The sequence below is a fragment of the Streptomyces sp. NPDC127068 genome, from assembly GCF_042724695.1.
In the GTDB taxonomy this organism is placed as follows: domain Bacteria; phylum Actinomycetota; class Actinomycetes; order Streptomycetales; family Streptomycetaceae; genus Streptomyces.
Genome location: NZ_JBHXEN010000053.1, coordinates 37,641 through 59,637 on the forward strand (window position 1 = coordinate 37,641; position 21,997 = coordinate 59,637).

At 68.4% G+C, this 21,997-nt stretch carries 21 protein-coding genes, 2 pseudogenes and 1 CRISPR repeat array; of the genes and pseudogenes, 11 read left to right on the top strand and 12 right to left on the bottom strand.

Going from position 1 to position 21,997, the window contains the following annotated elements; translation table 11 throughout:
• Positions 1-5: 5 nt before the first annotated feature.
• The 3 genes from ACFWIA_RS27950 (at position 6) to ACFWIA_RS27960 (ending at position 2,801) form a co-directional block, all read left to right on the top strand.
• Entirely contained in the window at positions 6-638 is a 633-nt protein-coding gene (locus ACFWIA_RS27950) for a hypothetical protein (protein WP_387009801.1), read from the top strand.
• 632 nt (positions 639-1,270) lie between these two features.
• Entirely contained in the window at positions 1,271-2,146 is an 876-nt protein-coding gene (locus tag ACFWIA_RS27955; RefSeq protein ID WP_387009767.1) for a hypothetical protein, read from the top strand.
• Between the two features lie 79 nt (positions 2,147-2,225).
• On the top strand, positions 2,226-2,801 hold the full coding sequence (locus ACFWIA_RS27960) for a hypothetical protein (RefSeq protein ID WP_387009769.1): 576 nt from the start codon (positions 2,226-2,228) through the stop codon (positions 2,799-2,801).
• Between the two features lie 1,394 nt (positions 2,802-4,195).
• On the opposite strand, the gene ACFWIA_RS27965 is transcribed toward ACFWIA_RS27960, so the two are convergent.
• Positions 4,196-4,420, bottom strand: a complete 225-nt coding sequence (locus tag ACFWIA_RS27965; RefSeq protein ID WP_387009771.1) for a hypothetical protein — start codon at positions 4,418-4,420, stop codon at positions 4,196-4,198.
• 15 nt (positions 4,421-4,435) lie between these two features.
• Here ACFWIA_RS27965 and ACFWIA_RS27970 point away from each other — a divergent pair, with 15 nt between their 5' ends.
• Both ACFWIA_RS27970 and ACFWIA_RS27975 read left to right on the top strand, forming a co-directional pair.
• Complete coding sequence (locus tag ACFWIA_RS27970; RefSeq protein WP_387009773.1) at positions 4,436-4,627, top strand: hypothetical protein; 192 nt, start codon at positions 4,436-4,438, stop codon at positions 4,625-4,627.
• A 613-nt stretch (positions 4,628-5,240) separates the two neighbouring features.
• Entirely contained in the window at positions 5,241-5,390 is a 150-nt protein-coding gene (locus ACFWIA_RS27975; RefSeq protein WP_387009775.1) for a hypothetical protein, read from the top strand.
• 225 nt (positions 5,391-5,615) lie between these two features.
• Here ACFWIA_RS27975 and ACFWIA_RS27980 read toward each other — a convergent pair whose 3' ends face one another.
• The gene (locus tag ACFWIA_RS27980; RefSeq protein WP_387009777.1) at positions 5,616-5,972 is read right to left on the bottom strand and encodes a hypothetical protein; all 357 of its coding nucleotides are present in this window, start codon (positions 5,970-5,972) and stop codon (positions 5,616-5,618) included.
• Between the two features lie 450 nt (positions 5,973-6,422).
• On the opposite strand from ACFWIA_RS27980, the gene ACFWIA_RS27985 reads away from it, so the two are divergent.
• The 4 genes from ACFWIA_RS27985 (at position 6,423) to ACFWIA_RS28000 (ending at position 10,261) form a co-directional block, all read left to right on the top strand.
• Complete coding sequence (locus ACFWIA_RS27985) at positions 6,423-7,496, top strand: pentapeptide repeat-containing protein (protein ID WP_387009779.1); 1,074 nt, start codon at positions 6,423-6,425, stop codon at positions 7,494-7,496.
• A 194-nt stretch (positions 7,497-7,690) separates the two neighbouring features.
• Entirely contained in the window at positions 7,691-8,593 is a 903-nt protein-coding gene (locus tag ACFWIA_RS27990) for a recombinase family protein (RefSeq protein ID WP_387009781.1), read from the top strand.
• A gap of 210 nt (positions 8,594-8,803) precedes the next feature.
• Positions 8,804-9,031, top strand: coding sequence for a hypothetical protein (locus ACFWIA_RS27995; protein WP_387009783.1), 228 nt, complete (start codon positions 8,804-8,806; stop codon positions 9,029-9,031).
• Positions 9,032-9,091: 60 nt separating this feature from the next.
• Positions 9,092-10,261: a hypothetical protein gene (locus ACFWIA_RS28000; RefSeq protein WP_387009785.1), complete on the top strand. Its 1,170-nt coding sequence runs from the start codon at positions 9,092-9,094 to the stop codon at positions 10,259-10,261.
• 1,286 nt (positions 10,262-11,547) lie between these two features.
• Here ACFWIA_RS28000 and ACFWIA_RS28005 read toward each other — a convergent pair.
• The 3 genes from ACFWIA_RS28005 to ACFWIA_RS28015 form a co-directional block, all read right to left on the bottom strand.
• Positions 11,548-12,042: a hypothetical protein gene (locus ACFWIA_RS28005; RefSeq protein ID WP_387009787.1), complete on the bottom strand. Its 495-nt coding sequence runs from the start codon at positions 12,040-12,042 to the stop codon at positions 11,548-11,550.
• A gap of 93 nt (positions 12,043-12,135) precedes the next feature.
• Positions 12,136-12,663 carry a hypothetical protein gene (locus ACFWIA_RS28010; protein WP_387009789.1) on the bottom strand — a complete coding sequence of 176 codons (528 nt, stop codon included), beginning with the start codon at positions 12,661-12,663 and terminating at the stop codon, positions 12,136-12,138.
• A 168-nt stretch (positions 12,664-12,831) separates the two neighbouring features.
• The gene (locus ACFWIA_RS28015; RefSeq protein ID WP_387009803.1) at positions 12,832-13,239 is read right to left on the bottom strand and encodes a hypothetical protein; all 408 of its coding nucleotides are present in this window, start codon (positions 13,237-13,239) and stop codon (positions 12,832-12,834) included.
• A gap of 449 nt (positions 13,240-13,688) precedes the next feature.
• Between ACFWIA_RS28015 and ACFWIA_RS28020 the strand changes: the two are divergent.
• Positions 13,689-13,853 (top strand): annotated as a pseudogene (locus tag ACFWIA_RS28020) (IS110 family transposase); the annotation flags it as partial.
• On the opposite strand, the gene ACFWIA_RS28025 reads toward ACFWIA_RS28020, so the two are convergent.
• Positions 13,845-14,168 carry a hypothetical protein gene (locus tag ACFWIA_RS28025; RefSeq protein WP_387009791.1) on the bottom strand — a complete coding sequence of 108 codons (324 nt, stop codon included), beginning with the start codon at positions 14,166-14,168 and terminating at the stop codon, positions 13,845-13,847. The pseudogene ACFWIA_RS28020 and the gene ACFWIA_RS28025 overlap by 9 nt on opposite strands.
• Entirely contained in the window at positions 14,165-14,833 is a 669-nt protein-coding gene (locus ACFWIA_RS28030) for a hypothetical protein (protein WP_387009807.1), read from the bottom strand. Before ACFWIA_RS28030 ends, ACFWIA_RS28025 begins: the two co-directional genes overlap by 4 nt.
• On the opposite strand from ACFWIA_RS28030, the gene ACFWIA_RS28035 reads away from it, so the two are divergent.
• Positions 14,813-15,601, top strand: a complete 789-nt coding sequence (locus tag ACFWIA_RS28035; protein WP_387009805.1) for a class I SAM-dependent methyltransferase — start codon at positions 14,813-14,815, stop codon at positions 15,599-15,601. The two genes, ACFWIA_RS28030 and ACFWIA_RS28035, sit on opposite strands and share 21 nt — an antisense overlap.
• A 31-nt stretch (positions 15,602-15,632) precedes the next feature.
• On the opposite strand, the gene ACFWIA_RS28040 is transcribed toward ACFWIA_RS28035, so the two are convergent.
• The 5 genes and pseudogenes from ACFWIA_RS28040 to ACFWIA_RS28060 all read right to left on the bottom strand — a co-directional run.
• On the bottom strand, positions 15,633-15,941 hold the full coding sequence (locus tag ACFWIA_RS28040; protein WP_387009793.1) for a hypothetical protein: 309 nt from the start codon (positions 15,939-15,941) through the stop codon (positions 15,633-15,635).
• Positions 15,942-16,689: 748 nt separating this feature from the next.
• Positions 16,690-16,941, bottom strand: coding sequence for a hypothetical protein (locus ACFWIA_RS28045; RefSeq protein WP_387009795.1), 252 nt, complete (start codon positions 16,939-16,941; stop codon positions 16,690-16,692).
• A 156-nt stretch (positions 16,942-17,097) separates the two neighbouring features.
• Complete coding sequence (locus tag ACFWIA_RS28050; protein WP_387009797.1) at positions 17,098-17,568, bottom strand: hypothetical protein; 471 nt, start codon at positions 17,566-17,568, stop codon at positions 17,098-17,100.
• A 426-nt stretch (positions 17,569-17,994) separates the two neighbouring features.
• Positions 17,995-18,451: direct repeats of the CRISPR family, unit length 28 nt; unit sequence GAGCTACCCCCGCGCTGGCGGGGCGGAC.
• 1,322 nt (positions 18,452-19,773) lie between these two features.
• Positions 19,774-19,941, bottom strand: a complete 168-nt coding sequence (locus ACFWIA_RS28055) for a hypothetical protein (RefSeq protein WP_387009799.1) — start codon at positions 19,939-19,941, stop codon at positions 19,774-19,776.
• 1,762 nt (positions 19,942-21,703) lie between these two features.
• Positions 21,704-21,997, bottom strand: a pseudogene (locus ACFWIA_RS28060) (hypothetical protein); the annotation flags it as partial.

A 21,997-nucleotide genomic window follows, 5' to 3' on the forward strand; every position in this document is an offset into this window, starting at 1 on the left:
GCCCGATCGACCCCAACCGCTCCCTCGGCGCGCGCCACGACTTCGCCCGCGACGAGCTCGACTCCGAGCGCCACCAGCGTGTGGTTCTCGGCCTGGCCGAAGAGCTCGGTGCGCGGTTCCGTGCGCATGGTGAGATCGCCCAGGCCGTGACCCTCACGGTCTCCTACGCCGACCGGACCCACACCACGCGCGCCCGAGCTCTCCCCTCTGGCCCCACCGCGCACGCCCCTCTCCTCGCCCGCACCGCCCGCGACCTCCTCCACGACCTCGGCCTCCAGCGTGCGAGGGTGCGGGCCCTTGCTGTTCGCGCGGAGCGGCTTCTGCCCGCCGAGCGGCTCGTCCGCCAGCTCGCCCTTGACGGTGCCGACGACCGTGCCCACCACCTTGAGGCCGCGCTCGACCGGGCCCGGTGCGGCGGGCGCGGCGTCCGCGTACCGGCTCTCCCCGTACTTGACGTGAGCCTGGGGAGGGGCAACGTCGCCCAGACCGGCCGTCGAAGTCCTGGACGACGGCCTCTTCTTCGGGATCGGGCCGGGCCACGAAGGGGCCCTACCGGCGTACCACGGGGCCTATCTGGCGTTTCGTCAACTTCGCGGCTAGGCAGCTGGTCAGGGGCGTTGTGGAGGCGGTTCGGCTGAGGAAAGTTTCACCCTGCACCCCCCGTCGACTGATTGCATATGGGAACTGCGAACGAGTCTCCCTGGGGTGTACCCCCTAGCGCTGGCTCGCGAGTCAAGCCGACGCGCCGCCGTCGATCTCCTTCGCGAAGGATGGCGGATCGCCCCCTGATTGTGGGCCTGTAGATGCCTATCAGCGATCCCGTAGTCGTGATGGAATCGCCACGCCGGGAGGGGTTCCCCTCTCGTCGGAGATGTCCGCCACGGGTGAAAACAAAGGAGATACTTTGCAGTTAAGAACTTTGCTTGGGGCTTCTGTTGCGGCTGCTGGGCTGCTCGCCGCTCTCGTCGCGGTCCCCGCCGCAGCGGGTCCGCCGACGTCTCAGGGGGTCGAGCCTCAGCCGGTGAGCATCGCCGGTCCAGGTTCCGACCCGGCCGTGAAGCCCGGTCAGAGCCGTCTCGTCGCCGCCGAGGAGGACTGCACATCGGGCGCCGACGGGACGGAAGCCTGTCTGCGTCGTACGCCGGTCAGCAGTTCCGCGCTCCAGAACCGGCTGCGTAGCGGGTCATTCGCACCGCGGGCCGGGGCAGCGCCGCCAGCGTGGTGTGAGGACGCGCGCAACCGGGTCCTCGGAATCCGTGAAGCCGTCTGCATGATCTCCGGCCTCACGTACACGACGTACCGGACCGTCCAGGGGCAGCGGCAGGTCACCGGCGTGGCCAACCTGATCGACATCCAGTACAGCTACGGTGACAAGAGCCTGCCGACCTGGGGCCACCAGGTTGAGGTCTCCGCCTACGGCGGGTGGGGCGACGCCCTGAAGGCGTCCGTCAGCGGCAAGGCGACGAAGAGCGGCGAGTGCAAGGTCACCACGTCGAAGTTCCCGGCGAAGAAGTTGACGCCGCTGAACTCCTGGCGGCTGGGCGAGTCGTTCTTCGACACGACCGCCACCCGGACGGGCGCGGTCGGCAAGTGCACCACCACCTGGACGCTGACGCTCACCAACCCCGGCTACAATCCCGCCACCGTCAAGCGGCCCCTCGACGACTTCCGCTGCGACAACGCCTTCACGGGCAGGGTCCCCGGCTGTGTCGTGCCCTGGTACCCCTCCCCGCTGGTCTACAGCAAGCGGGCCGCGCCGCAACTCGCCTCGCACATCACCCGCGCTCAGAACTCAGGGCTCCCCGGCGCCACCCTCGGCCAGCCTCTGACCCGGACCACCTCGCAGACCACCATCGACAGGAACAGGGATCTCGCCTGCCCGCCCGGCGAGACGCGGCCTGCCGGCAAGAGCTGTGACGAGTACCCGCTCGCTTCCTCCAGACAGGGCATGGCGGCTGGCGGACAGCGGCGCAGCTTCTCCGGCTGCTCCATCAGCGGCGTACCGACGCGCACGGGCCCCAAGGGCGCGAGCGCCTGCATGATCAAAGTGGCTGACCAGAACTACCAGGGTGGCAAGAACTCTTCCTTCTACAAGACCGAGCGGGTGATGAACAAGGACCCCTTCCGGGTCCTGATCGGCGACTGACCGGCCAGATCACGACCGGGGGGCGGCGGATTCTCTCCACCGCCCCCCGGTCCGTGCATGGGCACTCTAGGCTCCCGCCATGGACGAATCGTTTGTCGTACGCGTGGATGACGGGCTCTTCTGCATCTCCGACGGCGAGGACATCACGGTCGAGTCGACACGATGGTCCACCGGGCTCCTCGCTCCGATGGACCACGGAGCGTGGATCAGGACCGGTATTCACACCGGCCGAGTGACAGTCCGGACCGAGATGCATTCCGCAGCTCCGCCCGGCGACACAGGGCCCTGGGAGGAGATCGTCGAAGCCAGCGTCCACTCTCCCGGCGGAGCGATGTTTGTCGACCCCGGATACGTGGCGGGCGAGCTCCCGTACCTCGCGAGTGGGGGGCCGGGCTGGTACCGGCTCAGGGTCCACGCTCACGGACGGGGCCTCAACCCCGACGGTGTCAGCACGGACCCCACCGAGCGCTACCTGATCCAGGCCTGGCCCCAGGACTGGAGCCCGCAGCAGGTCCTGCAGTCCAGCCCCAGGATCGAAGAGTCCCTCGCGGACAACGCCGACGAACCGACCGGCCCCCCGGTGCACCGCCCCGCGAGGACGGAACCCGAAACCGCTGAGCGGAAGCGCCTGCTGCGGCATATCCGAAACCGCTGACGTCCGGGGTCCACCCACCGGGCGGACCCCGGAACCGCACTTGCCAGACCACCGCCCGGCAGGACGACCCGGCCCAGCGCCCCTGCCTCACCAGCGTGCGACCCCTGCCGTTACGAACCCTCCAGGGTTGATGAGGACTTCACCGCGGCGCCCAGCGGCAGGAACACGACGGCGTTGCGAACCCTCCAGGGTTTATGAGGACTGGATCCGAGAGTAAAGCCGCTGGTCGAGTCCCCTCTGGGCAGGGTGTCTGAAGCTAATTCTGCAGCGATCCGCCGGTAGTGCAAGAGCGCAGGTCAGGGGGCACTTTTCGTAGCATGCCCGCTGCGTCAGCATTACGCGGTCTGGCCCAGCGGCGTTGGCTGCGGGACCGCAGCCGCTGTTCCGGCGTGCCGGGCCGCGGAGTGGGAGGCATCGTCCTGGCGGTGGCGCTCGGTGCGGGCTTGGGCGGCCGGTTCTGTCCGGCGCGCGGAGTCGGCACTGAGCGCTCACATCGTGGACCCGATGGTAGTCGTGAACCAGCCAGTCTGGTGAACCGGAACGGGACATGGAAGTCAGAAGTGGATTTATTTTTGCTTGATCGTCGGGATTCTGGAGGGATGGAGGACTTCGAGTTCAACTGCTGGCGGTGCTGGGAGGTCAATGTGGTCAAGGGGAGGCCCAAGGGTTTCTGGTCCACGACGCACTACGAGTTGCCTGGTACGTGGACGTGCTGGTCGTGTGGAACGGAGAACACAACCCCCGACGACTGAGCTCCTGCTCCTGGCCGACGTCGTCGACGACCGGGCCGGGCGCGGCGACCGAACGTGGCGCGGGCCCCACCATCGTCGGCACCGGCACGGCCGGGACTTCGGCGGCCTGCCGGCCGCGGACCCTCCCACTCGGCAGCCCGGACCCAGGTCTAGGCTGTCACGTCTTGGTGCAGCCGCCGCGCGGTCGCCACACGGCGTTCGTCCTCGGAGGCGTTCGGCATCGAGGCGTCGACGGCCGCGGACGGCACGAGGGGCATCTCGACTTCCGTTGCGCCGGTGGGCCCGCGGCGGGGGTGGACGACCCGGGGGCGGGGTCCGCCGAGTCGTCGGCAGACCCCGCGGGGTGTTTTCAGATGTACTGCTCGGCCCAGACGACGAGGAGGGTGACGGCGCCGGTGCCAAGGCCGTAGCAGGCGCCGCGGAGGATCTGCGCGGTGGCGACGCGGCGGTGCCTCTTGGCGCGTCGGACATGCGCTCGGAGAGGGCTCCTCTCACAGGTGGCGGGCCGGTTCGGGGCAGGTTGCCGGGGGTTATCGTGCACGTGGATGTCCCCTTCTTCTATGGGATGTCGAGGGAGGGGAGCCTTCCGGCCTGTGGCCTTGGAACCGTGGCCGGTTGGGGATCCCTTTTCGTGGGTCTGGATCAGGTGCGGCGGGCGAAGAACTCGTAGAGCCGGTCGACGAGGTGGCGGTCGGGACGGCGGGCGATCATGCAGGCCGAGCCGACGCTGCGGGACGCGAGCCGGTCGACCTCCCCCTCCAGGCGCCCGGTCGGCGCGGTGGCGTCGGATCCGTGGCGTCGGACGTAGCGGGCGACAGCCTCGAGCCCTTCGATGAACGCGTCGTCGGGCGGCTGGCTGTCGTCCATGGAGCCGGTGAGCTGGTGGTACCAGTGCCGGGATTCGCGGCCTTCACCGAGGTGGGTGTGGTGGAGGTGAAGGCAGTAGGCGGCGGCCCGGCTGCCCGCGCCTGCCGCGAGCTGCCACCAGAACTGCGCCGACTCGCGGTGTCCGGTGAGGTGGAGCAGGCAGGCGTAGACGAGAGCGCCCTCGACGTCGAGGGCGTCTTCCTCTAGGAGGCGGGCGCTCTGCTCGGGGTCATCGGCGAGCCGGTCGACGTGCAGGGCGCTGCCGGGGCCGTTGAGGATCCAGCGGGAGACGGTGGCCAGGCGGTGTCCGGCCTGGGCGGAGCGGTCGAGGTCCGTGGACGGGGTGGTGGGGCGGGCGGCATCGCCCGGCGCGGTACCGCATCGTCGCGGCGGACGCCGGCACGCGCCGAACGACGCCGCCCACTGGAACTTCCTCGTCCCCGACGAGCTGAAGGACGCCGGTAACCATGTGATCGACGCTCTCCCGCGAACGCAGGCGGCGTGCCAGGCCGAGTCGTTGGCCCTCGCCCTTGACCGGCCCTGGGTGTACCCCCGTTTGTGGTCTGAGCTTGGATTCTTTGCGCGCCTTCGCGGGCCTGGTTCCCGTCATCGTGATTCGGCCCTTCGTTGCAGGTAGAGACGATATTTGACCCGCGATCAGCGACGCGCGACCCTCAAAGAACTGTGGTCCCTAGGGTCTTTGGACCTCAACCCCCCATCTATGCTGGGGATGTTCCTTTGTGGCGTCTGCCTAGTACTTCACCATCCGGTGGAGGCCCGGCAGCGCAGCCGGGCTATCTCGGACGCTACGGAGGCACAGATGGAAGGCAAGAAGCCCGTCGATGACGGTGACGAGGAGGAAGCCGCCAAGCAGCGCCAGGAACGGCGCCAACGTGTTTGGCAGCTTCTGATCGACTGGTCACCGACGATCGTGGGCATCGCCAACCTCGTGGTACAGCACTTCTCCTAGCGGAGAACCCGTGAGCGGGTCGTAGCGTCGGGCGCAGCAGCAAGCCCGGCCGATTCGTAGACGACCGGGCTCACTGGCTGTGTCGCGGATGGAGGGCCCTGGACCTGGGTAGCCGCCCAGGGACGGGGCCCTCTGCGTCAAGTTTTACGCGTTTCCGCCTCTCGATCGTACGGGAAATCGCGTCCCGGTCCACAACCCAGCCTTGGGTAAGGGCCCATCCGTACATCAGACGGGTTCGGGAAGCGCGTAAGTGATGCCGACGTCTCCAGCGGACGTCGCGGCGAGGGCCACGACCTTCCAGACTGCGGCGGGAACACCCGTCCGGTGGCCGTCGTAGGCATCGTTGAGCAGGTCCACGGCCAAACGCATGGACTTGCCGTCCGGCCCCTCGGCCGAGAAGAAGACCCTTTCCGCTGTCCAGGGGCGTGCGTCGACAGCGACGAACTCCACCAAGGCGTGGTACGCGGCGAAGTCTCTGCCGTCCTGGGTGAGAGTGAGGGAGCCCGGCCGAAGGCAGATGCCGATGCGCGCCTGGGTTTCGTCCTGTGCGATGACGGGTTCGCCGGTGGCGCTCAGGCCCATGCTGCTCTCCACGGGGAGGGGGGATTCATCTGCTGAGCATCGCAGTTGGATACCCACCGGGGAGTCAGAATCCATTAGATCTGAGGGGGCCACCCTCACGGTGCCGGGGTTCCTCCAGGACGCCCGCCGAGGACGCCTCGGGCGCGGAGGTCCGGCAAGCAATGTCGGGCCGGTAGAGGGGTTCGCCGTCGATGTCTGCCGTGGTCGCGACCGCTCTGTCCCGGCACGGATCCGACGGCTTGCTCCTCCTGGAGGCGGGGGTGGCGCTCGGTGCCGGGGCCGAGAGGCCGGCGGCGGGGCGGCGTGGTCATGCCGGGGATCGTACGGGCCGCCCCGGCGGCACGCGCAGGGAATCCGCGGGCTGGGGCCGTTGGCCGCTGCGCCCCATCAGACGCCCCATCAGGGCTCCCAGGCTGCAACCGGGGGCCGGTCGGGTCTGTCTCCATCGCCATGAGAACCATACGAAGGCCAGGATCGACTCCGCACGCACGACCGGCACCGGATGGCCGGGAGTTACGGCTGTGGCGGGTCGGCCGGGCCCTGACCGTCACCTTCATCGCCGCAGTGCTGGTCGCGGGCGGCGTCTTCTACGGTCTGGTGGTCGTGCTGGACTTCCAGGGCGTCGACCGCACCGCAAAGCTCGACGCGCGGACCCTCTTCGACTTGGTCAAGGTATCCTTCGGGGTGGTCGCCGGAGCCGGAGCGCTCGTCGCCCTGGTCGTCGCCTACCGCCGCCAGCGCGTCGACGAGGCTGGCGCCCACAGAGAGTCCACCCGCCTGCACACCGAAAGGTTCACCCAGGCCGTCGAGCAGCTCGGATCCGACTCCCCCGCCGTTCAACTCGGAGGCGTCCACGCTCTCGCGGGCCTGGCCGACGACGCACCCGACCAGGGCCTGCGCCAGACCTGCATCGACGTCCTGTGTGCCTACCTCCGTCTCCCCTTCACCCCCGACCCGGGCAACGATCCCACCCACCTGGAGGAGCACCACCGCTACCTCGCCCTGCGCGAAGTCCGGCACACGATCCTGCGCCTCATCGGCGACCACTACCGCATACCCCAAGGAGCCCACCGTTCCTGGCAGGGCTGCGACCTCAACCTCACCGCAGTCACGATCGACGGACCCATCGACCTCAGCGGCGCGTCGTTCTCCGGCGGCACGGTGTCCTTCGACCGCGCGTCGTTCTCCGGCGGCACGGTGTTCTTCAACGGCGCGTCGTTCTCCGGCGGCACGGTGTCCTTCAACGGCGCGTCGTTCTCCGGCGGCACGGTGTCCTTCGGCAACGCGTCGTTCTCCGGCGGCACGGTGTCCTTCAACGAAGCGAGGTTCTCCGGCAGCACGGTGTACTTCTACCTCGCGTCGTTCTCCGGCGGCACGGTGTCCTTCAACGAAGCGAGGTTCTCCGGCAGCACGGTGTCCTTCCGTGAAGCCACGGGGCCAGCCCCGGACGGGCTTCTCGCTGCCGTCGGCAGTCCTGCGCCGGCAACGGTGACCCTTGCCTCGACGTGGACTTCCAATCCATAACAGGAGGGGGTCGGAATCGGTCGATTCCGCCCCCAGCTGTTGATCCAATCGGTTCGGCCCGCCGACCTGCCGGAACCGGCCGCCGATCCAATCGAATCCGGTCCACCATTCCGCCTTCCCATTCCGCCCCCGCTAGGGTGGTCCACGGACACCGCCGGACCCCGCCCGGCCCACCCTGGGAAGGCGAAGAGCACATGGCCGACCGGCTCTACCTGCGGCACTCCACCGACAGGCAGACCGACGCCCGCCAGCGCCACGCCCTGGCCCCGCTGCTGGCCGCCGGCGCCCCCATCTACGAGGACCCCGCCACCTCCACCAGACAGCTCTCCCTCGACCGCGCCGGCTTCACCGGGCTGCTGAACGAGGCCGCCGTCGACGACACCATCCGCATCGCCGACGCCGCACGGCTCTTCCGCTCGGTCGCGGACATCCTCGCCCTGCGGCCGGTGCTGATCCGCCGCGGCCTGCACCTGCGAGTCGAGTCCGGACTGCTGTCCGGCATCGACCTCGCCTCCGACGACCCCGGCACCAAGATGATGGTGAACGCGCTCGCCTCCGTGCTGGAGTTCCAGCGCGACATGATCTCCGAGAACACCCGCGAAGGCGTCGCCGCCGAAGCCTCCGGCAAGACGCTCGGCCGCCCCACCGCGCTCGACCCGGACCAGGCGGCGAAGGTGGTCGAGGCGTTCGGCGAAGGCACCGCCGTCAAGGCCCTCGCCCGGCAGCACCAGGTCGACCCGAAGACGATCCGCCGCGTCCTGGACGCCGCCGGCGCCCGCGAACTCCCCGAGCAACTCGACGCCCTCACCGACCCGGCCACCGAGCAGCAGCCGGAGCCGGACCCGGTGATCACCCTCGACCTGCCCGGCCTGCTCGCCGACCACCTGCTCGCCGGCGGCGACGAGACCGTCCGCACCGCACTCGCCTCCGGCCGGACCATCCGCCGCGGCCAGGGCCACTCCCTCCGGATCACCGCACCGCTCGAACTCCACCGCACCGCGCTGCAGCAGGCCGCCGCCCTCGCCACCGACACCGCCAACTCCGCCGAGCGCAAGGCCCACCGGGTCTACGCCACCCGCATCACGGCCGCGACCTGATCATCATGGGCTTACCGCTAACCACGTCCTGACTGATCCCCGAACCCGGCTTCGGGACTGGTGAGCTCGCATGTTGAGGTGTCGCGTATTCCAGCTCAGAGCGCCCCGATCGGTCACTTTGGGTCATGCGGGCGGTGTCCAGGGTCCGGCCCGGAGTGAATATGGTCGTCCCGTGGCGCGTTCGAAGCGCTTCGGGAGGGGAGAGAGCCGGTGGACATCGTCGCGATTATGGAAGCACTGGCTGAACAGGGCGTAACGGTGCTGTTCAAGGCCGACGCTGAGCGGATGGCAGAGAGGGGCAAGCCTTGGACCTTCGTCGCCACCGGAGCGCCGTTGCGCGAGGACGTCCTTGTGCGAACCGATGCCGCGTCTGTGGAGCAATGCCTCGCAGCGTGCTTGCCCCGCCTGCGTGAGCTGGGCTTTTCGTTCCCTGAGTGAGAGAGCGGGTGTGACCGAACCGCCGCCCTGGATGTCAGTGCCGGCTGCTTACATGAGCCCATGGACACCGTGCACACGACCGCCGCTCTCCTCCCGGACCCCGCCGAGCTCCGCGCGCACCTGCGCGCGCTCGCCGTGCTGGACCAGGCGATCTGCCGCGACCCACAGTTCTCCCGCTACTCCTTCTCCACCACCTGGGGGCCTGGGACGGAGGCGGCCCTGATGGACAACGGCTCGGGTGACGACTTCTCCGTCCTCTTCACCCCGGCCGGTGTGCTCGTCCGCGGCTTCGACCACGAGTCGGAGATGAGCCCGTACGCCACGGACGACGAACAGGTCTGGCCCGGTGTCATCGACGAGGTGCCCGCCGCGCTGCGCCCGCTCCTGGACGACCCGGCCTTCGTCGACGAGGGCCTCGGCGCCCCGCGGGTCACCGCCTGCCTGTGGTGGGAGACCGGCGGCAGCGCCTGGCGCACCGGCTCGGCCATCGAGTTCCCCACGGGCAGCCCGGACCCGGACGGCTCCAGGCACCTATTCCGCCTCCTCACCGACCGCTCCCCCGAGGCCGTCCAGGCGCACTTCGAGGAGGACTACGAGCGGCCCGTCCCCGTCGACACCGTCCGCCACGTCCTCGCGGGCCACCCCCTGTCCCCCGAAGCCGCCCGCGGCCTCAACCCGGCGGCGCTCTCCGACGAGGCCCTGCTCCGCCGGATCGCCGCCGACCCCGAGGTCGAGGCGTACCTCGCCTGCGACGGCGAGTTCGATCTCACGCGAACCGACCCCATCGAGTCGATCGCCCTGCCGGCCGGTCTCCCGGTGGAGCCCGTGGCCGGCTGCAACGCGGGAGGCACCCACTACCTCTGCGGCCCGGCCGGCTCCGACCGCGTCCGCCCCGTCCTCTACACCGACTCCGAGGGCCAGGCTTCCCTCATCGCGGAGTCCCTCTCCGAGGCCCTGACCTTGGCCATCGTCCTCCCCTCCTGGCACGACGCCCTGGCCGGCTTCCGTCCCCCCGCGCTCAACGCCAACTACCTTGAGGACAACCCGTATCACCCCGAGGTTCGCGACCGCCTCCTCGCCGCCCTCCGCCTCCCCCCGGCCACCGAGGTCGAGGTCCTGGCCCGCCTCCTCACCACGGCCGCCCGCACCGTCCCGGACGGCTTCCTCCCTTCGGTCGAGGGCGAGGAGGACGCGGCCTTCGAACCGATGCTCCGTCTGCCGACCGAGTAGGACAGCCCCGGCAGGGGCGGGTGCTGAGCTGCCAGGTGATGGTGCAGACCGGGCAGCGGCCCCAGAAGTCCGGGTCTGGGTTGGTGCACTTCGCGCACAACGGCTCCACCCAGGTTCCGCTGCGGGCCTGGGCGACGGTGCCGCAGCCACTACAGTCCTGTTGCGAACCCTCCAGGGTTTGATGAAGACACGCTGAGCACGTCAGCTCCTGGCCGTCCACGTACGGTTGCGAACCCTCCAGGGTTGATGAGGACCGCCTGGCGCCGCGGGCTGCACGCCAGCCGCCGTCGGCGGTTGCGAACCCTCCAGGGTTGATGAGGACTCCTCGCCCCACCCGAGGGTAAAGCCGCTGTTCACGGCCCTCGTGGGTAGGGGGCTTGATGTGGATTCTGCAGCGGTCCGTCGGTAGTGCAACACCGCAGGTAGATGGCCCTCTTCGAGGTCTGTTCCTCTGGTGCCTGGGAGCTTAGCGGTAGCGGTGCCAGTTCTTCCGCGCTTCCCGTTTCCGGCGTTCTGAGACGCTGGCCCTGATCACCTTTCCCGGCGAGCTATCCCGGCTCACTCGGCACGGGCTCGGCGGACTCGGTCACCGCAGCCTGGCGGCGACGCTGATCATGGGGGTGCGGTCCTGGCTGTTCGGTACCGGCTGGCCGCCTCTTCCGGCTTCCGGATTCCGCCGCAGTCGCCGGGTCTGGCTCTCGACTGCGGCGCGAACACAGGCGGCCATCTCGTCGTCGCGGGGGTTGTGGTGCTCCTGGTGGGCAGCGAGCGCGGCTAGATCCCCGGGGTTCTTCGGTCGGACCCGCGGCCGGCTGTCCGGCCGCGGTCGGCTCGGCGCGCACCGATCAACCTGGTTCACGCGGGCACCCGAAGCGGAGCCGGGTTGGGAGGATTCCATCCGGTGCCCGCCGCCGAGTGTGGCCGCGATGCGGTCGGCGTTCCGTGGGCAGGGGCCGGCTCATGGGAGTGGGCTGGCTGTGCGCTCATCGGGGGCACCCCTCTTCCCTGTCTGCCCCGAGCCTGTCCTCTTCCGAGTGCGTGGGTTGAGCTGAACACGGGACCTGGCGTGGGCTGCTACGAGTAGAAGGTCGTGGGCTCCTCTGGTCGGTACACCTTGCACAGGTGGTAGTCCGGCGCCCCGTGCTGCCGAACCCTTGAAGCGGTCCGCACCCTCGCCGCGGTGGTGCCCGAGCTCGTTGGGTGTCTCCAGGGCGTGCGGTTCCAACCGGCTGGATGTGATCAACGGCTGTGTGGCCGTGACGGGTCTGGCCTTGTCAGGCTGGCCGTCAGAAGGAGCCGAAGAAGCGAGCCCACCAGGTGGGACGCTGAACATGCGAGGGCAGTCGGCTTGGCCCGTCGTAGTCGCTCTCCATCAGTTCTTCTGTCACCACGACGTAGCCGAGCTCGACCAGCGCCCGGTTGACCCTGGCGAGGTCAGCGCCGTCGAGCTCGCCCTCAGCCTGTGCCTCCTCAGTTCCGAGGAAAGCGCCGGGGTTGTCCGCGCACACGAGCGCCAACGAACCGAACTTGCTCACGCACACGACGATCCGGGTCCCGCGTACAGTCGCGTCTGCGGGCACGACGACACGTCCGTACTCGCTGGAGTCCTGGATGTCCTGCTCCGCCGTGCAGTGAGCTGCGAAGTCACTTCCAAGTCGGGCCACCAGGCGACGGAAGTGGATGGCGCTCGCACCACGGTCGTAGGTCTGCGGCCACTCCAGCCACTGCGGATCGTCGAGGTCACGCAGCAACGCCAGCAGACCCGCTTCGCTCTCGGTCATATGCACATCCTGCCGAGACACGCCCTCCCGGAGTCGTTCGGGTGTCACCGCGCTCACGGTCCGCCCGACAGCACCCATTCAGGTTCAGTGGTACTAAAGATCTTCATCGTCGATAGGTTCGGGGTCGCGAAGGTAGGCAAGGTCGAAGACGTAGCGCTCGGTGACCGGGCAGTTCTTCCATGCCCGAGTGAGGTAGCCGTCGGGGGTGTCGTCGGTGAGGTGATGGAGCGTGGTCGCGTAGTACGCGGCTGTCGCTTCCCGGTTTTCCCACCAGGCGTAGCCGTCGTAGACGCCGGGGCGGGGAAGGGAGATGTCGCCTGCCGGGCCGGCGTCGAGTTGTCCGATGACGAGGCTGCCCGTTTCTGATTCGATACTGACGCTGACGTGGCCTTCGGCGTTGGAGGGGGGCGGGGGTGGGGTGTCCCAGACGCGGATGATGACTTGGACGGCGATGTCTGGTTGGAGGCTGATGAGGTAGAGGTGGTAGCCGTTGCCGGCGACGACTTCTACCTCTGCGGCGTCCAGGGCTGCTACATCGCCTTCGTAGGCTTCAGCGTCGTACACCTCGACAACTCCGCGGCTGGGAGTGGCCGTCACTTTGTGTTCGGCAAGAAGCATCATGGGTAGAAGACCTTCCTACTCGTTGAGACCCATACCCGAGCCCTTCTCCGCCTGGCCCGGCACTGCATCAGCTTGCTGTTCGCGATGCTCCGCGACGGCACCTTCTACGAACCCCGCGTACCCCACGCGATGGCTGCATGGACCAACCCACAGGCAGCTCGGGTCACATCAGCATCTTGTGCTGTCCGCCCACGCCGAGACCTCCGCGGCACCCCGACGGACAGCTGCTTCCGGGTCCCGGGTGAGTTGCCCGCAGACCGCTGCAACGTGCAGCACACCGTCCGGCTCCACGAGCGCGTCATGCACCCCGGTCTGCAGCCAGTCAGCCTGGTGGTCGTCCGCCTCGGCAACCGCAAGAGCGATGAGCTTGATGGCGGCCACCGTCCCCATACGGGCCAGCGCCTCTGCCGTCTGCCGGGTCACCGCCGTGTCCTCGCCGTCCAGCAACAGCCCCACCAGCGCTTCCGCAGCCTCAGGAACAACAGCGAAGGAAGCAAGGTCACGCCCGGCACGAACACGTTGCGACCACGAGGGAGACGACGCCTCAGCCAAGGCCGTCTCCAACCTACTTGTCATCTCCGACACGACCAGACGGTCTCATGCCCCACGCAGAAGATCGAACCCCGGCCGACGCTGCCCACCCGCTTGACCAAGGACATAGCGGCCCCCGAACCAGCGGGGTCGATCTCCTTTCGGCGACGGGCGCTTACACGATCTTGAAGCGGCGGCTCAGGCGGCTCCCTGTTCTCGCAACTGAGCGAAGATCTCCTCGTCCTCCGGCGTCGACCTCCGCGTCGAACTGGGCCCGCCGTTCCTCGGCCATCACCGAACACCCCTGTCTACAGCGGGACTGCCGTCTCCGCCACGGTAGCGACAGCCGGCGGCCAGCCGGTGTCGAACGGCCAGGACTTCCCCCCATTACCTTTTTGGTGGTCCCGCAATGGGGCTCCCGGCCTCCGGGCCCGGCATGACTGCTCCCCCCTGTTGAACGTATGGCCCGGGGGGTGGTGTCACCGGTCCCGGAGGCACTGACAGACCCGGCGTCCAGGAGCTACTACGACAAGAAGATCGCCCAGGGCAAGCACCACACCCAGGCCCTCCTCTGCCTCGCCAGACGCCGGGCAGACGTCCTCTTCGCGATGCTCCGCGACGGAACCTTCTACGAACCTCAACCCGCCAAGTCAGCCTGAATCGCCGAGAGCCCGCCGTGCTTCAGCCCACAGCCGCTCGAACTCCTCCGCGGAGATCTCGGCCGCCCGCGGCTGGTCCTGCCAGCCGTCCATGGGACCTTCGGCGAAAACGCCGTACTGCCGTTCATAACGGAACATCGCCGCGAGATCTGCATGATCACGCAAGTGCAGCACCTCCTCCAACGAGGCCGCCATCACCGGACGCGAGTCCCGCCCCCGGACCTCAACCTGTCGCGCTGCCCAGCCTTCGTCATCGGCCTCGAAATACAGCCACAGATCTTCGTCCTCGTAGTAGGTCCGGAACCAGGTCGTCATGCCGCAAATCCTGACCCACGACCTTGACCAAAGAGATAGGGGCACCCCCCCAGGAGACCAGGCCGATAATCAAAGCCTCGGCCGCCGGCCCGCGGGTCGGCGGCCGAGGCTTTGACGTTGTTTACGTTGATGTCGTGGCCCCGCGAGGTCAGCCATCGCTTCACGGCCGCGCGCTCGGAGATGGCCCGGGTGATCTCCTCGGCCGGTCCCTCGCCCTCCAAGCTCTTGAGGATCGAGTTGAGCTCCCCCTCGGTCGCGAATGTGAGCAGCCAGGTCGAGCCCAATCCCGCCAGGCGCTGCTGCTCGGCCCAGGCCCGCCGCTGGTCAGCGATCTCGCGCCCGATGGCTGGTGCATCGTGTTCCGCGGCGCTTCGTTCGTAGTGCTGGAAGTACGCTTCCAGCATCTGGTGGACGATGACTTCGTCCTCGGGGTCCGTCGGCATCTCGTCCTCGCGGCTAACGGCCGCGAGCTGCGCCAACGCCTTCTGCCGGATCTCGCTCGCGTTTTCCGGGAGGGCCCGCCGCACCGGCGTGGCCCGACAGGGAGAGGACTCCGGGGTAGACGAGATCGACTCGTGCGACGACGCAGCGCAGCAGTTGGCCGCGCCAGGAACCGAACTGTTGCAGTGCACGTCTCCCGCATCATGATCTCGAGCGAGCGCCAAGAGCCCGTGATTTCCAGCAAGCTGGTCTCGCCGTCGGTAGTGAGTGTGGATCCGTCGGAGACCAACGATTACAGCAGCTTCGCCGAGGCGTACACGGCCGCTAACGAAACCAACCTGGTCAATGCCTACTACGAGCGGCCCGCGATGCTGGCCCTCGCTGGAGACGTGGCTGGCCGGCGGATCCTCGACGCCGGTTGCGGCTCGGGGGCCCTGTTTGCCGCGCTGCGCGACCGCGGCGCCCTTGTGAGTGGCTTCGACACGAGTGCCGGGATGCTGGAGCTGGCTCGGCAGCGGCTCGGCGACAGTGCGGACCTGCAGGTGGCGGACCTGGGCAGCCCGCTTCCTTACGCTGATGACACGTTCGACGATGTGGCGGCGTCCCTGGTGCTGCACTACCTGGAGGACTGGGGGCCGGCGCTGGCCGAGCTGCGACGCGTACTCAGGCCCGGCGGTCGGCTGATCGCGTCTGTCGACCATCCCTTTGCCATCAACCTCATACACCGCGAGGCCGGTCGCGAGGCCGAGTGCCACTACTTCGACACCACCAAATGGACCGTAGAGTGGACCGTGGGCGGCCAGACCGCCCTGGTGAGCAGATGGCACAGGCCGCTGCACGCGATGATCGAGGCTTTCGTCGGGGCCGGTTTCCGGATATCGGTCATCAGCGAGCCGGATCCTGATCCCGCCGCCCGCGAGCTGTTTCCCGAGGCCATCGCGGCCGAGCCGCGCTTCCTGTGCTTCCTGTTCTTCGTCCTGCAGGCCGAGTAGCAACCAGAACGACCTGACCGCTGGTAAGCGGTCAGCTTTTCTCGTCGTCGGCCGCTTTCTCATCGGTGCTCGGGTCACGCAGCGGGCGCAGCCCGGCCGTCGGCGGGCGGGTGAAGGCGTAGCGGCCGAGGAACTCCCACGCGACTTCCAACGAGAGCTGACCTACGACGGGCTCCGGGCCGCCGAAGCCAAGGAAATGAAGGGCGGGCACCTCCCAGCCGGCAAGACCGACACCGTCCGCACCGCCTGGCGGACCACGGTGGCCGGGTTGTGCGAGCGGCCGGTCTCCCGCAGGACCTGGACGAATCGCGGCGCGGTCCTGGGCCGCGTAGGCGCGCATCAGGTCGATCGCGTTGCCCAGTCCCAGTGGTTCAGTCCGTGCCGCCGTACGCCCGTGCCGGTGCGCCGCTTTGGCGAGCACCCCCGCGCTGGCCGGGGCTGACGCGGTAGATCACCCTCGTCACGCGCGGGGCGAGTTGCGAACCCTCAAGGGTTGATGAGGACACCGCGCCGCCAACTAACGGACCCGCCCGAGATGGATCACGCTGACGCGGATCTGCTGGTCGCTGATCTCGTACATCACGCGGTAGGCGGCGACGTGGATGCGCAGCAGGTCCGGACTGCCAAACGCGCCGTCGGGGCGGGGGTGGCGGCCCCGATGCCACGGCGCCCGGAGAGGGTGGCGTCGTCACGGGGACCAGACGGCCTGGAAGAAAACCTCGAGGTCGTGGTCGGAGTGGGTGAACCCGAGGGACTCGTCGGTGATGCCGCTGCCACCGCCCTGGGAGGCCTCGGCGGCTACGGCTTGGCGGCGCTGCTGGGCACGGGGCCTGCCCGATCAGAATTGGAACGTCGTCCGCGACGATGTCGGGCTTGGGGGAACGCCCGGCGCGACAGCTCGCATCGCCTTCGTCTACCGCTCCACCGCTGCCGCGATGCCCGGGTCGATGCGGGACGGTGGCGCGCCTGGCGGTGCGCCTTGAACGCGCGGTGGTACATACCCGGCCGGCGGTATCCTGCACTCCACTGGTGCCGCGGGCGCGGCTGGTTGCGGACTTGGTTCGGTGGCGCCGGGTTGAGGCTGGTCTTCATAGGGCGCGGGGGCCCAGGACGTGCAGGGTGCGGACGTTCGCCTTCGGCACCTGTTCGTTGGCTGCGGCGATGAGCTTCGGTGCGCTCCAGCGCAGCTTCGTGTCGAGGACCAGGGTGTCGGGGAAGACGTCCAAGTGGCCGGTGTCCGCGTCGAACTTCACGGCTTGGACGCGCCCGGCGAGTTGGGGCACGGCTGCGGCGAGGACGGTGTCGCCGGCGGCCGGGGCGACCATGCCGCGTTGGGTCATCAGCAGGTCAATCGCCGTGCCGAGCCCAAGCGGCTTGAGCTCGGCACGGCGATCGACGGTGGTGGTGCGCCGCTTTGGCTTCTTGGTGGCGGCGCCGGGCCTGCGCCGCTGCTTCGCGTACCGGGTCGTCGTCGGGGCCCGCGCCGTCCACGATCGTCAGAAGTTGAACGTGAAATCCAGGAACTTGGTGCTCGCGGTGGCGAAGTTGAGGGCATCACGGAAGTAGGCCGGATCGACGTCGTTCGGCGGTTTGGGCATCGTCGGGTACTGCCCGGACGTGGCGAAGTCCTTGTTGTCGGACAGGACCTGCACGGTTCCCTGAGCGAGGATCAGCGCGAGCGTGGTGGCGTAGTCGACCCAGTCCTTGTCCTTGCGCCGGTGTGCGGGGACGCTGTCGATCGCCGACACCAGGTCCTTCTTCTGCGGCTTGAAGTTCTTGGTAGCGATGTCGATGAGCAGCGGCCCGAAGGTTTCGACCGCCTGCCACACGAGAGGCCAGATCTTCTCGTCCGGCACGCTCTGGACCTTGTTGTCGACGAAGTCTTTGGTGGCCACCTTGTAGCCCTTGGAGTTGGCCTCAGCGGCGGCGACGTAGTTCTCCAGCAGCGACCAGGTGATCGTCGCCACGTCGCCGTAGGGGTTGGACGTCTCGAAGCTCTTGCCGGAGGCCTCGTCGGCGAAGGCCGCCTCAAGCTCCGAGCTACCCCTGCGTGGGCGGGGACGACACTTCGTGACCTGCGGTTTTGTAACGTGATCATGGTGTTTTGCTTTACATGCTTCACGGCCGGTTCTGTGTGGGTCGGGGTTCCATCCCACTCTACTGTCCCTGCTCGGTGTGTCGTTGGCGCCGATGTGTTGGGCGTCCTACCGACCCCGGCCCACCGCGTCCCCTGGAGCACCCACCGCGCGGGAACCGTTCGACATTCACAACGCCGAGCAGCAGCCGGTCGTCACACCTGCCGTCGCTCCACCTCTGCCACCACAGACCAGCGAACTCCCCTGCCTCGGCCAAGGCAACGACCACAACAACAGATCGGCCGCCGCTCCCCCACCGAGCAACCCCCGCGTGGGCGGGGACGACCGGGTGCCACCGGCCGGCGAGGGGTGCCCCCCCCGGAGCTACCCCCGCGCTGGCGGGGCCGACGAGCTGACACCCATTTCCCCGGACACCCGGAGCGAGCTACCCCCGCGTTAGCGGGGCCGACTTGCGGAAGTTGACGACCAGCGCCATCTGCTGCGAGCTATCCCCGCGCTGGCGGGGCGGACACCACAGCGGAGACGAGACCGGACCGAAGCGGGGAGCTACCCCCGCGCTGGCGGGGCGGACATCTTGATCTGGTCGTACTCGCCCAGCGGGTACGAGCTACCCCCGCGCTGGCGGGGCGGACGTGCGGGCCCGGTCGGTGGTGATGCCGTGGACCGAGCTACCCCCGCGCTGGCGGGGCGGACCAGTCCATCGGCTGATCCTGAAACACGGTCTGGGAGCTACCCCCGCGCTGGCGGGGCGGACTCTTGGTGACCTGCGGGTTTGTGGCGTGATCATGGTGTTTTGCTTTACATGCTTCACAGCCGGGCTCGTGTGGGTTGGGGTTCCATCCCACTTTACTGTTCCTGCTTGGTGTGGCGTTGGTGTCAACGGGTCGGGCGTGGCCTCACGGACCCGCGCTTGGGCCTCCATGTCCTGGTGCGCCGACGCGCGGTCGCCACACGACGCTCGGCCTCGGAGGCGCCTGGTCGATACGATCGAGGACCAACTGCGGACCGCGGGCAACACCGGAAACCAGTCGAAGAGCTGCTCTTGGTCGATGTCGTCGACGGTTGAGGCAGACGGGCGACCAGACAGGCTGCGGGTACGACAACCGGCTCCGTAGGTCTGGTTGGGGTAGCCGCGTGCGCGCAGCCGCGGCTTCGGTACGGGCTCGAGTCTTGGCGGGCCTGCTGGACGGGGCTCCGCTCTCCCTCGACCTGGCCCACCGTGACTCCTGGAGCACCCACCGCGCGACGACCGTTCAACGTTCGCACTCACCAGCACCGACCTTGGCCACCACCCGGTCGCCACACCTGACGCCGCTCCACCTCTGTCGCCGCGGCAGAACAACGAACTTCCCCGCAGAGGCGGGGACGACGAGCGATGGTCCGACCTTCACCCACGATCACGAGAGCTACCCCCGCGCTGGCGGGGCCGACGCGTCGCGGCCGAACCCGGGGCGCAGGGCGCCCGAGCTACCCCTGCGTGGGCGGGGACGACCCGGACTGAAGTGGCCCGCCCGTGCTGAAGATAGAGCTACCCCTGCGTGGGCGGGGACGACGTGCTGAATCCGTACGTCAGGCGGCCAACACGGGAGCTACCCCCGCGCTGACGGGGCCGACACCGCAGCGGTGGCTTCGGCGAAGGAACGCGGGGAGCTACCCCCGCGCTGGCGGGGCGGACACGCCGGCCTTGCCGGTGTGGTGGGGGACCAGCGAGCTACCCCCGCGTGGGCCGGGCCGACCGGGAGACCGAGGTGGCCTGACACCTCTGCACGTTCAACCGTACGCAACTCTGCACTTCAACCCGTACTCCGACACCCCGCGTCCTGTGACGACACAGCCCGGCTGTTCCACCACCATCCGGGACCGCCGGGCCACCGCTCGGAGCCCGTCAACCGCGGGGCGGTGCGGCGGTGTCGGTCGGGCGCCGTGTCGAAGGCGCCCAGGGCCGGCCGCGGCTGTCTCACCGCCACTCGGGCGCATGGTGGTGTGCGGGTGCTGGGCAGCAGCGGGGTGTTGGCCCCGGGCGGCGGCGGGATCGTAACCGGATCCGCGCTCCAGGTCACCACGGCCACTCGAATGTCAGCTCTGGGGCAACGGGGCGTCAGCGGTATTCGGCCTCGGGTCGTACTCGATGACGGCGAGGGGCTCACCGTTCATGATTTTCCGCGTGGCTTCGGGGAACCGGTCCGCGAAGTCGAGGCCGATGCTGAGCAGGTCTCCGCGCAGGCAGACCATGTGGTTTCTCACGTGCTCCAGGCGGTTTTCCTCCCGGTGCCGGCAACGGACTGGGGGTGCAGACGGGCGGGGGTCGTTAGAGCATGGGGAGATGCTGAGCGAAGCCCCCTCGAGGTTGGTGGTCAGGCGGAAACCTCGCTCCCTGATGGACTCCCTCCACGATTCGCCCTCCAAAGCGTTGATGGTGTGGCGGAGGGCTGCGTAGGCGCGGCGCTGCTTTGTGTTGGTCACGGAGTTGTCCTACCAGAGGTGCGGCACCCTCTACACCCAGTTGCTAGCCCGCCACCCGTAGAGCGTGGCCGGGCAGGGTGATGGAGCCCGGGTCGGTTCATCTTGGTGAGGGCGGCTGGTGATACGAGGGTGACGACGTCATCAACCACAGTCTGCGGAACGCTGGGTTGAGCGCCGAGCGTGACCCAGTTCACCGCGAACTCACCGGAGCGGGTGAGTTCCGGACCTGGGGCCCACTCGTCGTTGGGGTCTGCCGAGGAGCCAGATCACGCGGGTCTCGACCCGGTTAGGAGGCTGGGGCAGCGGGTTCCTCAACTCTCGGGGGCGGATTGGTTGGGTCGATGCCGGAGGCGGCGTAGGGATTGCAGGTGGGGCAACGTTTCATTGCCTGTCGGCCGTCCGCGCCGTTGACGCTGATCCACCGCATGTTGAGATCTGGGCCGTCACAGACGCCACACCATTCTGGGAGGCGAGGCGCTGGGGTGACAGCAGGTACGGAGTTCCCGATGATCTCCCTTCGGGTGTGTGCTAGTTGAAGGTAGAGGGCGGCTAGGTCGCCATGGTGGCGGGCTTGCTCCAGTTCGCCTTGGGCAAGCAAGGCTCGTGCGGCAGCGGCGAGTTCTTCAGCTGCGGCGAGGTGCTCACTCGGCATTGGCACAGGCAGACTCCCGACCCATCGTGCTTTGCTCCTACGGTTGGCTCGGTGGTGGCGTGATCCTGGGTCGGTAGCCTCGTTCGTACTTGGGAACCGGTCGACTGGGGCGGATTACCACGTTTGGCGGGCCCAAGCGGCGACGGCGTTCTTCGCCCTGGCAGAAGATGCATTGCGGGCCGTTCGGGGCGTCGGCGTCGATGGGTGCTCCGGGGTGACGTGTGCACCCCGAGCTGTTCCGCTGCCTGGAGAGTTCCCGGGCAATGACGAAGGCGGAATGGACCAGGTCAGCGACGGCTTGGAAGTCTGCGTCGGATGAGCGGTAGTCCAGATCGGCGACGGCTGTGTTGAGGTTGTGTCGGGTTGTGTTGAGGGCGGCGCGTGTGTAGGGCGGGTCAGGTACGGCCCACAGTTGGGTTGGTACCGTGGCACCGGCCTTTACCCCCGGCCGTCCCTTGCGCCTGTGACGGTTGCAGAGGAGACATCGCCCCCACCCTTCAGGTGCTTCGGTGTCCACAGGACCTGCCGGATGCCGTCGGCAACCAGTGGCATTGCGGTGAGGGGCGAGGTTGCGCGCGGTGATGAACACGTCATACAGGGCATCGGCGATGTCCTCGTACTCAGTTGGGTCAGCTGGGTCTGGAAGTTCTCTGATCCGGTCATCAACGCCGGGCAGCTTGTCGTACAGCTCACGCAACAGGAACGGGCGGCCTGTCGGCACTCGGTAGGCAGAGTGGTCAGAATCCACCCTGTCAGCCTACGTCCTCGCATCCCTTTCCCAGACCCGCCCTAACTCTCCGCTATAGTCCATTAATTGATGGATGGTAATATTCAGGCAGACTATTCCTAAAACTCTCTGTCCGAGCTGCTATGGCACCTTAAATGCGCTTACTAGCTTGATTGTGTCGTCGTCCAGCGGGCGGACAGCGGGGTCGGGGGTGCGGTGTGGGAGGCGTCGTCTTGGTGGCGGCCGCCGGCGCGGGCCTGCTCGATCGGGGCTGGCGCGTTGCCCGTGACGGGGTCGGGCTCGGGGAATGCCTGGAGGCTGAGCTCCCGCATCGCCTTCGTCTGCCGCTCGACTGCGGCCGCGATGACCGGATCTACTCGGGAGGTCCGGGCGGACTGGCGGTGCGCCTCGATCGCGCGGCGGTATCCGTCCGGCGGCGGGCGCCGCTCCACCGGAAC

What these genes read in the sequence shown, in the direction of transcription:
- ACFWIA_RS27955 (WP_387009767.1), top strand. Translation starts at nt 1,271, where the DNA reads ATGATCTCCGGCCTCACGTACACGACGTACCGGACCGTCCAGGGGCAG.
- ACFWIA_RS27960 (WP_387009769.1), top strand. Translation starts at nt 2,226, where the DNA reads ATGGACGAATCGTTTGTCGTACGCGTGGATGACGGGCTCTTCTGCATC.
- ACFWIA_RS27965 (WP_387009771.1), bottom strand. Translation starts at nt 4,420, where the DNA reads ATGGACGACAGCCAGCCGCCCGACGACGCGTTCATCGAAGGGCTCGAG.
- ACFWIA_RS27975 (WP_387009775.1), top strand. Translation starts at nt 5,241, where the DNA reads ATGGAAGGCAAGAAGCCCGTCGATGACGGTGACGAGGAGGAAGCCGCC.
- ACFWIA_RS27980 (WP_387009777.1), bottom strand. Translation starts at nt 5,972, where the DNA reads ATGGGCCTGAGCGCCACCGGCGAACCCGTCATCGCACAGGACGAAACC.
- ACFWIA_RS27985 (WP_387009779.1), top strand. Translation starts at nt 6,423, where the DNA reads ATGAGAACCATACGAAGGCCAGGATCGACTCCGCACGCACGACCGGCA.
- ACFWIA_RS27990 (WP_387009781.1), top strand. Translation starts at nt 7,691, where the DNA reads ATGGCCGACCGGCTCTACCTGCGGCACTCCACCGACAGGCAGACCGAC.
- ACFWIA_RS28000 (WP_387009785.1), top strand. Translation starts at nt 9,092, where the DNA reads ATGGACACCGTGCACACGACCGCCGCTCTCCTCCCGGACCCCGCCGAG.
- ACFWIA_RS28005 (WP_387009787.1), bottom strand. Translation starts at nt 12,042, where the DNA reads ATGACCGAGAGCGAAGCGGGTCTGCTGGCGTTGCTGCGTGACCTCGAC.
- ACFWIA_RS28010 (WP_387009789.1), bottom strand. Translation starts at nt 12,663, where the DNA reads ATGATGCTTCTTGCCGAACACAAAGTGACGGCCACTCCCAGCCGCGGA.
- ACFWIA_RS28015 (WP_387009803.1), bottom strand. Translation starts at nt 13,239, where the DNA reads ATGACAAGTAGGTTGGAGACGGCCTTGGCTGAGGCGTCGTCTCCCTCG.
- ACFWIA_RS28025 (WP_387009791.1), bottom strand. Translation starts at nt 14,168, where the DNA reads ATGACGACCTGGTTCCGGACCTACTACGAGGACGAAGATCTGTGGCTG.
- ACFWIA_RS28035 (WP_387009805.1), top strand. Translation starts at nt 14,813, where the DNA reads ATGATCTCGAGCGAGCGCCAAGAGCCCGTGATTTCCAGCAAGCTGGTC.
- ACFWIA_RS28040 (WP_387009793.1), bottom strand. Translation starts at nt 15,941, where the DNA reads ATGCGCGCCTACGCGGCCCAGGACCGCGCCGCGATTCGTCCAGGTCCT.
- ACFWIA_RS28045 (WP_387009795.1), bottom strand. Translation starts at nt 16,941, where the DNA reads ATGACCCAACGCGGCATGGTCGCCCCGGCCGCCGGCGACACCGTCCTC.